Raw genomic sequence first — 8,164 nt, 5'->3', positions numbered from 1 at the left:
TTTCGGGGTTTTGTTATACCTAAATATACGAATTAATTATCTGATAATCAAATAATTACACTACTTCTGAACGTGCCCATATTGTCTGGTTTGGCGAAATGGTACCAATGCTTGAAACTGCCGCGCAAATCACCCAACAGGCCCAAATACTTATTATTGTGGGAACCTCTATGCAAGTCTATCCCGCTGCAAGTTTAATCCACTACGCGCCAAATAAAACCCCGATTTACTTTGTAGATCCAAAGCCCAATATTCGTTCATCGGATTTCGAAAACCTTACCATAATCTCCAAAACAGCAGCAGAGGGAATTCCCGAATTGGTGGAACAGTTTTTTAATAGTTGGCCCTAGTTTCTTTTGCCCAGGCTACCAATACATTTATTTGCTCCTCGGACAATTTCGCATCAGCGTGGGTCCATGTGTATTCCTTTAAGGGCATTTTTCCCTCTTCCACCTCTTCGATGAGTTCTTCCAGTTTGTGATTCTTTTTTTCAGCATCGTAGTTGGCCCAATCGGAAAAATCAAGATGTTCCTTGCCCTCTTCAATATGGTCTGCCAACCAATAGGAAACCGGGGCAATGTTATTGTACCAAGGATATTTGGTATTGGCGCTATGGCAATCATAACAGGCCGTCTTTAAAATTTGTTTTACTGCTGTTGGAGGTTGGGTCTCTGTTTCAAAGGCAGCCACATAATCGCCTTCAGCTACATTTTTTTCAGGTCGGTAAAATTGCATTCCTACCAATACAACCAAAAGAACAATTGCTATTTTTTTCACTATTTTCATCACCTACAGGATTTTAGTAAATATATTGATTTTTTGTGACCGAAGAGGAACTCCATATCAGACTTTGTTCAGGTAGAATATCGAAACTTGAAATAGATGTTTTGGTTCAGCAATTGAAGAAAGAACCCCGACTGGCCAAGGCACTTTTTAAACAGGTGTTGTTGGAAGACAAAGCAGGAAGTTTCAATGCGAGTTGGACTTTTGATCATTTAATGCGAAAAGACCCCTCCTTGATCCTCCCCTTTTTTGAAGATTTTGTGAACGGTTTGTCAAAATTAAAAACCGAATCTTGTATAAGACCCATTGCACACGTTTGTGAAATGATTTGCGAAGCCTACTTTAAGAAAAAAGACCCCGTTTTTGTCCAAAGTATTACCGACGACCAATTGGAAAAAATAATGACATCCTGTTTTGAGTGGCTCATCGGTCCAATGAACATGGCACCCAAGGTATTTTCCATGACCAGTCTGTATTACTTAGGTTCAAAATTTGATTGGGTACGCCCCGAACTCAAACAAGTGTTGGAGGACACTTACGCCACAGGAACCGCGGGCTACAAAAACCGAGCAAAAAAAACTCTGGATAAGTTGGCCAAATTGGGTGTCTAAAACACAGCGTTTAAGTATCTTTGATGCTTTCAAAATTTTCTTGACCATGTCGCTGACACAACTAAATGCCATTTCGCCGATTGACGGTAGATACAGAAACAAAACCAAGGCCCTTAAAGATTATTTTTCGGAAGAGGCCTTGATCAAATACCGTGTTCAAGTTGAGATTGAATACTTTATTGCCCTTTGTGAGGTTCCATTGCCACAACTGGCCGATTTCAACAAAAAGCTGTTCCCCGAATTACAAAAAATTTATCAAGAGTTTTCTGCGGAAGATGCACAGGCGATCAAAGATATTGAAAAGACCACCAACCACGATGTAAAAGCCGTGGAGTACTTCATCAAGCAAAAGTTTGATGCATTAAACCTTCAAAAATACAAGGAGTTTATCCACTTTGGATTGACTTCTCAAGATATCAACAATACTGCGATACCTCTGTCCATCAAAGAAGCTATAAACGATGTATACGTTCCTTCTTATTTAGAGGTTTTGGAGAAATTGAAGGAGCTTGCCAAAGCATGGGAAAACATCCCCATGTTGGCAAGAACACACGGACAACCGGCCTCCCCTACCCGTTTGGGCAAGGAAATCGACGTTTTTGTCGTACGTTTTAAAGAGCAGTTCAATTTATTGAACGATATCCCCAGTGCCGCTAAATTTGGTGGAGCCACTGGGAACTACAATGCCCACAAAGTAGCTTATCCAAAAATTGATTGGAGAGCCTTCGGAAAACAATTTGTACAAGAAAAATTAGGTTTGCACCACTCTTTCCCCACTACTCAAATTGAGCATTACGATCACATGGCCGCTTTGTTCGATTGTCTTAAACGCATCAACACTATTTTGATTGATTTGGATCGAGATATATGGACCTATATTTCCATGGACTACTTCAAACAAAAAATCAAAAAAGGGGAAGTGGGTTCATCGGCCATGCCACACAAGGTAAACCCTATCGATTTTGAAAATTCTGAAGGAAACCTGGGGTTGGCCAATGCTATTTTTGAGCATTTATCCGCCAAATTGCCGATTTCCAGATTACAGCGCGACCTTACGGACAGTACCGTACTACGTAATGTTGGGGTGCCGTTTGCACACACCTTGGTTGGGTTTCAATCCACTTTAAAAGGATTGAACAAATTGGTACTGAACCAAGCCAAGTTTGAAAAAGATCTGGAAGACAATTGGGCTGTTGTTGCAGAAGCCATCCAGACTATTTTGAGAAGGGAAGGTTATCCCAATCCATACGAAGCATTAAAAGGTTTAACGCGTACCAATGAGAAAATCAATCAAAAATCCATTGCCGATTTTATTGAAACATTGAATGTCTCCGATGCTATTAAAGCTGAGTTAAAGCATATAACACCGGCGAATTATACCGGGGTGTGATTTTTGTTATTCCTGCGTCCCGTTCTTCAACGGGATAAACAAGCAGGAATCTCATCCGCTAGGTCATTTTAACATGTAGGACACAGTCTCGATTGAGAAGTCCACTTAATAAATTAGATTTCTCACACTCCCGCTGGTCGGTTCGAAGTGACGTAAAGCTAAGTGCCAAATCATGCATTTTCTCCCCAAGGTAGGTCTCTATTGTCATTCCTGCGAAAGCAGGAGTCCAATCATCGACCCATACAGCTTTTCCTTCGACCATTGCTAAAGGTAAACTAAACGCGAGAACTTAAGACATCTCGACTGCGCTCGATGTGACACGCATCTCCTTCCATTACGCTCACCACCCAGCTTACAAAAACCAGGGGAAAGTGTCTTCTGAAGGAGAGGAACAACTGAAGAAACTCCTTTCACAAGAACAAGTGCAATTCACAAGTTCAAGAGCAAAAACATCTGTGGCCATTCGTGAAATCCGTGTCAAAACCTTTAACACTTTGCCATTGACCTGAAAACCCAAGAATCCAGCTATCGGTTTATCCCTCTTTATGGATTTCCACTTGATGTGGGTATGGAATTTCAATTCCAGCCTTGTCCAAGGCTAACTTACAATTTTCATGGGTCGCAAAATACACGTCCCAATAATCATCTGGCTCACAAAAAGGTCTTACCGCAAAATTCACGGAGCTGTCCGCCAACTCCAACACATTTACCGAAGGCGCGGGGTCTTTTAACACCTTTGGATTAGATGTCAACACCTCCAATAATACATCTTTGGTTTTTTTGATGTCCTCACCGTAACCCACTCCTATTACGGTATCGACACGCATTTTACCCTCTGCGGTATAGTTTATGATGTTCCCGTTGGCCATGGCACCATTGGGAACAATGGCCAGTCTGTTCTGTGGGGTCACCAATTTTGTAGTAAAGATTTCGATTCCTTTTACTTTTCCCAAAACCCCTTGTGCTTCGATTAAGTCATCAATTTTATAAGGTTTAAATATCATAATCAACACACCTCCTGCAAAGTTGGAAAGCGAACCCTGCAACGCCAGCCCAACAGCAAGACCTGCAGCGGCAATCAAGGCTGCAAAGGTAGTGACATCCACTCCCAAACGGGAAATAACTATAATGATCAGGAATATTTTTAATGCCCACGAAAAGAGATTCAAGAGAAATGTCTGAAGAGATTGATCATACTTGCTTTTGGACATCACCTTACGTGTACCCTTTATTATCTTTTTCACCACCCACATACCAATAATGTATATAACAAGTGCTGTAATCAGTTTTGGGCCAAATTCTTTGGCCAGTTCAATACCATAGTCAAACCATTCTTGTGCTTTTTCCATTATGCTAGAGTTTTGTTAGTGTTCTTATTATGAGACACTAAGATACTAAACTAGGTCACGTTTTTGATTTTCCTAAAAAGAAAAAGGGTGACAAACGCCACCCTCCTTAGAAATTTATGATGATTGGCCTTAGCCTTTTAGAAAATCTCCAATTTCACCAAGACCTTCTCCTTTGTAATCGGATTTTTGTATGGCTTGCATTAATTGAATGATATGCGCGGGGTTCATATCCTTACCAAGTACCCTTACTAAGGCAAAGCCTTTATCTTCACTATCCCCATAAATAATTACTTCATCAATGGCGTCCTCATCTCCTAAATATTTAATGACTCCCTTGCCATATTTTGAATTGATTTTCATGAGCTCCACAAACTGGTCTCCCTTTAAGATTTCGCGTACTTTTTTCTTTTCAACCTCATACTCCACTTCATTATCGGCATTCTTTTTAAAGGCCAACAAATTGAATTTACGAAGTGATTCAATAGCTTCTTTTTGGGTTGGGTTCAAATCTTCCTCGTTCAGCTTTAAGATGCTTGCGGGAACATCTATGGACAAAAAGTTTGGGTTCTCCGAATTGTCCACATAATACTCTTGCAGGCTTTGCTGCGAAGCACACGAAGCCAGAAGCACTGCCCCGGCCACCAACATGGTTTTAATAATATGTTTCATCTGTTCTTTTTTTGATTGATTTTATAAACTGATAATCAGTTGACAATAATTAGTTGGAGCTTGTTGCATTTTGTTACAGTATCTAACCGATTATTGCCAACCGATGTCTTAATTAATTCTTTTTACTTGCCTCGTTGAGTTCTTCCGGTAAGTTCATTTTTTTTGTCAATGAACCAATTTTGTTCAAATCAATATCACCGGTAAGTGATAAAATTACAGTCTCGAATTTTCTGCCATCGGCCTCAACGTTATTCATACCTGTCACGAACATGAGCAGTTCGCTCACATGATCCGCATCCTTGCCCTCTTTAATGTAGAACTTGACATTGGCATCTTTGTCCTTTACCCGCATCAACTCTTCCATTTTGGAGAATTTTAGGTAGCTGTCCACGGACGACTTCATGTCCTCACCGATTTTCTTATCCTCGGTAGTGAAGACCTTTAAGCTTTGTAAGCTACTGGCAATATCCATAAAGTCCTGAGCTTCGGGATCATCTACCTCTACATCAATCTTTGCCAATAGGTTGAACATGCTTTTGTTCACCACTACGGATGTTACATCGTCCAAATCTTCAAATTTATCAAAAAGGGATTGTGAAAATCCGGCCAAAGGCAATACTGCCATTACTGTGATTAAAATATACTTTCTCATCTTTTCGTTTTTTAATTGTTGTTGTAAATCTTCTCTTTTGCTTCTTCGAACTCTTTTAGATAGGCCACCTTTTCTGTTCCACGACTAAAATTTTCCGCTAAGAGCTCAAAAGCTTTTTTGGTTTCTTCGTAGGCATATTCTGCCTTTTCTTGTTCCAAACGCTTAGTTTCTTGGTACTGATTACCAAAATAAATGCCAAAGGCAAGAACTACTGCCGCTGCAACGGATAGCCACTTGTAATAGTTTACTCTAGGTTTTAATGGTACCTGCTTGGTGTACTTTTCTTCCTTGGCCGTGGAAAAGTAGTTGAACATGGGTCTGTACTGTTCTAAATGAGGCGCTACCTCTTCTTGTGAAAAATACTCCCTGAGTGCTCTTTCTTCGTCCACTGTAGCAGTGGCCTCGAAATACTTCTCCAATATTTTCTCTATGTTACCCAATTCCATAGTTATGTTTTTTTATTAATTCTTCCCTTACTGTTTTTCTCGCCCTCGACAGTGCTACGCGCACTGCTGTGGGTTTCATGTCCAAGAGCTCGCATATCTCATCGAACTCGTATTGCTCCACATCCCGTAGCTGCAATATCATTTTTTGTTGTTCTGGCAGGTCTTCCATAATCCGTTCCATCCAACTTACGCTGTCCTCGGCCTCCATTTGTTTTTGTAAGGAGGTATTTTGGTCACTATAGTTGCTATGAACCAATTTTAGGTTTCCTGCTTGCTTGGACTTTAACCGGTCCAAACAAAAGTTTTTGGTCATGGTCATGGCAAAGGCCTCTACATTTTTATACTTTGACATTGACTCGTTCTTTGACCATAGCTTCAACAAAATTTCTTGAGTGGCGTCTTCCGCTTCCTCTCTGGAGACCAACAGGCGCTTTGCGAGCCTGTACAGTTTATCCTGAAAAGGTAAAACCACATTTAAGAATTCTGTTTGTTTCATTTGGTTGTCTTAGTTGTTTTTGTGTCTTTCTTATCGACCTACACTATCACGACGATACATATCGAAATTTGTTACAAAAAATTTGTACTCTCCTTATATAAAGGTATTTTGCAAGGCAAATTTGCATGATTGTTCATGTATTTTTACTCAATTCAACCTACACCCTTGATAAATTTGGAATAAAGTTTGAGTAAATTCATTAAAAATTAAGTTATGAAAAAGTATTTCTTCCTGTTTTTGGGATTGTCTTTTGCATTTTTGTCCTGCAGTGATGATGATGGAATCAAAAACGGACCTACTCCCGATCCAGACCCAAGTGCAGATGTGGCTGCCCAAGATTTTATGTGGAAGGCCATGAACCTTTGGTATTTTTGGCAAGCTGATGTTCCTGACCTTGCTGATAATAGGTTCTCCACCAACGCCGAATACACTGCTTTTTTGGAGAGTAATTCTGATCCTGAAAATTTTTATTATAGCATTTGTAACAGACACGAAGAAATTTACGGTGAAGAAACTGCCATAGACCGATTTAGTTTTGCCAACGAAGATTATACCGAGCTGGTAAGCAGTCTCTCGGGTATATCCCAAAGCAATGGTTTAGAGTTTGGATTGGGACTTATTGGCGATACCGATAACGTTTTTGGATTTGTACAATATATTTGGCCAGATTCGGATGCTTCTGCCAAGGACATACAAAGAGGCGAATTTTTTACGAGAGTCGATGGAGTTCAACTAACCGCAAACAACTATATCAACCTACTTTTTGGTGATAATAGTACTTACACGCTCGGAATGGCAACTGTGGCCGATAACACCATTTCTGACAGTGACAAAGAAGTTTCGCTTACCAAAATAGAGAATCAGATTGAAAACCCCATTTTGGTTGCTAAAACATTAGATGTAAACGGTACTAAGGTCGCCTATTTAATGTACAACCGCTTTTTAAGCAGTTTTAACGAAGATTTAAATGATGCCTTTGCAAAATTTAAGGCCAATGGAGCCACTGAACTGGTTTTAGACATGCGTTATAACCCAGGTGGCTCAGTTAACACATCGCGCCTTTTGGCCAGTATGATCTATGGCACCAAAACTAGTGATGTGTACATAAAACAGCGTTGGAACTCCAAGATACAAGCCGAGTTTTCCGATGAATTTCTGACTGACTACTTCGCAAATTCTACGGGAGCGAGTGCCATTAACTCTTTAAATTTGAGCAGAATATTTGTGATTGCCACAGGTGATTCTGCTTCGGCAAGTGAATTGGTGATGAACGGACTGGACCCATATATCGATGTAATCCATATTGGTGAAACAACACGTGGCAAAAATGAATTCTCCATTACTTTGGTTGATGATAGCGAAAACAATTTTATCTATAATAGCGATCGTGAAGGGAATATAAACTCACAAAATTCTTGGGGATTACAACCTTTGGTCGGTAGAAATGAGAATGCGGATGGTTTTTATGATTACACCAGCGGCTTAAGCCCCGACATTGAACTCAGTGAAGATTTAACCAACCTTGGAGTTTTGGGAGACGTAAACGAGCCACTTTTGGCACGTGCACTCCAAGAAATTTCTGGTGGAGCTGCAAAAATCGACTTTACGGTGGAAATGCCCGCAGAATCTTTTACATCTTCAAGATTACATACTCCATTAAAGGATAATATGTTTTTGGACAAACCTCTTCCCACAAATTTGGAGTTGGAATAAAAAAACCTGTTTAAAAAAACATCTAAACCGTTAATGGTAGCTTAACACGGAACCC

General features: G+C 40.1%; 10 protein-coding genes. 4 read left to right on the top strand and 6 right to left on the bottom strand.

From position 1 onward, the window contains the following. Positions 1-80 precede the first annotated feature (80 nt). Positions 81-350 carry a Sir2 family NAD-dependent protein deacetylase gene (locus VM932_RS14925; RefSeq protein WP_326279788.1) on the top strand — a complete coding sequence of 90 codons (270 nt, stop codon included), beginning with the start codon at positions 81-83 and terminating at the stop codon, positions 348-350. Here VM932_RS14925 and VM932_RS14920 read toward each other — a convergent pair. Continuing rightward, a complete protein-coding gene (locus VM932_RS14920; protein ID WP_326279784.1) occupies positions 334-786 on the bottom strand; it encodes a heme-binding domain-containing protein in 453 nt (150 codons plus the stop codon). The two genes, VM932_RS14925 and VM932_RS14920, sit on opposite strands and share 17 nt — an antisense overlap. 35 nt (positions 787-821) lie before the next feature. On the opposite strand from VM932_RS14920, the gene VM932_RS14915 reads away from it, so the two are divergent. Continuing rightward, positions 822-1,394 carry an adenylosuccinate lyase gene (locus tag VM932_RS14915; RefSeq protein WP_326279783.1) on the top strand — a complete coding sequence of 191 codons (573 nt, stop codon included), beginning with the start codon at positions 822-824 and terminating at the stop codon, positions 1,392-1,394. Between the two features lie 46 nt (positions 1,395-1,440). Further along, positions 1,441-2,784: an adenylosuccinate lyase gene (gene purB / locus VM932_RS14910; RefSeq protein ID WP_326279781.1), complete on the top strand. Its 1,344-nt coding sequence runs from the start codon at positions 1,441-1,443 to the stop codon at positions 2,782-2,784. Between the two features lie 533 nt (positions 2,785-3,317). Here the strand turns inward: purB and VM932_RS14905 are convergent. The 5 genes from VM932_RS14905 to VM932_RS14885 form a co-directional block, all read right to left on the bottom strand. Continuing rightward, positions 3,318-4,133 (bottom strand): mechanosensitive ion channel family protein, encoded by an 816-nt coding sequence (locus tag VM932_RS14905; RefSeq protein WP_326279778.1) that lies wholly within the window; start codon positions 4,131-4,133, stop codon positions 3,318-3,320. Positions 4,134-4,262: 129 nt separating this feature from the next. Further along, positions 4,263-4,802 carry a DUF4252 domain-containing protein gene (locus VM932_RS14900; RefSeq protein WP_326279776.1) on the bottom strand — a complete coding sequence of 180 codons (540 nt, stop codon included), beginning with the start codon at positions 4,800-4,802 and terminating at the stop codon, positions 4,263-4,265. Positions 4,803-4,914: 112 nt separating this feature from the next. Continuing rightward, the gene (locus VM932_RS14895; protein WP_326279774.1) at positions 4,915-5,454 is read right to left on the bottom strand and encodes a DUF4252 domain-containing protein; all 540 of its coding nucleotides are present in this window, start codon (positions 5,452-5,454) and stop codon (positions 4,915-4,917) included. Positions 5,455-5,465: 11 nt separating this feature from the next. Continuing rightward, the gene (locus tag VM932_RS14890; protein ID WP_326279773.1) at positions 5,466-5,900 is read right to left on the bottom strand and encodes a hypothetical protein; all 435 of its coding nucleotides are present in this window, start codon (positions 5,898-5,900) and stop codon (positions 5,466-5,468) included. Further along, complete coding sequence (locus VM932_RS14885; protein ID WP_326279771.1) at positions 5,887-6,396, bottom strand: RNA polymerase sigma factor; 510 nt, start codon at positions 6,394-6,396, stop codon at positions 5,887-5,889. Before VM932_RS14885 ends, VM932_RS14890 begins: the two co-directional genes overlap by 14 nt. Before the next feature lie 213 nt (positions 6,397-6,609). On the opposite strand from VM932_RS14885, the gene VM932_RS14880 reads away from it, so the two are divergent. Further along, the gene (locus VM932_RS14880) at positions 6,610-8,109 is read left to right on the top strand and encodes a S41 family peptidase (protein ID WP_326279770.1); all 1,500 of its coding nucleotides are present in this window, start codon (positions 6,610-6,612) and stop codon (positions 8,107-8,109) included. The last annotated feature ends 55 nt before the right edge of the window (positions 8,110-8,164 follow it).

Source organism: Flagellimonas halotolerans, assembly GCF_035818535.1.
Lineage (GTDB): Bacteria > Bacteroidota > Bacteroidia > Flavobacteriales > Flavobacteriaceae > Flagellimonas > Flagellimonas halotolerans.
This window is presented reverse-complemented; position numbering and strand designations above follow the sequence as displayed.

Bases quoted from the DNA above. Each gene is read 5' to 3' on its own strand.
- purB (WP_326279781.1), top strand. From the start codon at position 1,441: ATGTCGCTGACACAACTAAATGCCATTTCGCCGATTGACGGTAGATAC.
- VM932_RS14900 (WP_326279776.1), bottom strand. From the start codon at position 4,802: ATGAAACATATTATTAAAACCATGTTGGTGGCCGGGGCAGTGCTTCTG.
- VM932_RS14890 (WP_326279773.1), bottom strand. From the start codon at position 5,900: ATGGAATTGGGTAACATAGAGAAAATATTGGAGAAGTATTTCGAGGCC.
- VM932_RS14920 (WP_326279784.1), bottom strand. From the start codon at position 786: ATGAAAATAGTGAAAAAAATAGCAATTGTTCTTTTGGTTGTATTGGTA.
- VM932_RS14885 (WP_326279771.1), bottom strand. From the start codon at position 6,396: ATGAAACAAACAGAATTCTTAAATGTGGTTTTACCTTTTCAGGATAAA.
- VM932_RS14895 (WP_326279774.1), bottom strand. From the start codon at position 5,454: ATGAGAAAGTATATTTTAATCACAGTAATGGCAGTATTGCCTTTGGCC.
- VM932_RS14905 (WP_326279778.1), bottom strand. From the start codon at position 4,133: ATGGAAAAAGCACAAGAATGGTTTGACTATGGTATTGAACTGGCCAAA.
- VM932_RS14880 (WP_326279770.1), top strand. From the start codon at position 6,610: ATGAAAAAGTATTTCTTCCTGTTTTTGGGATTGTCTTTTGCATTTTTG.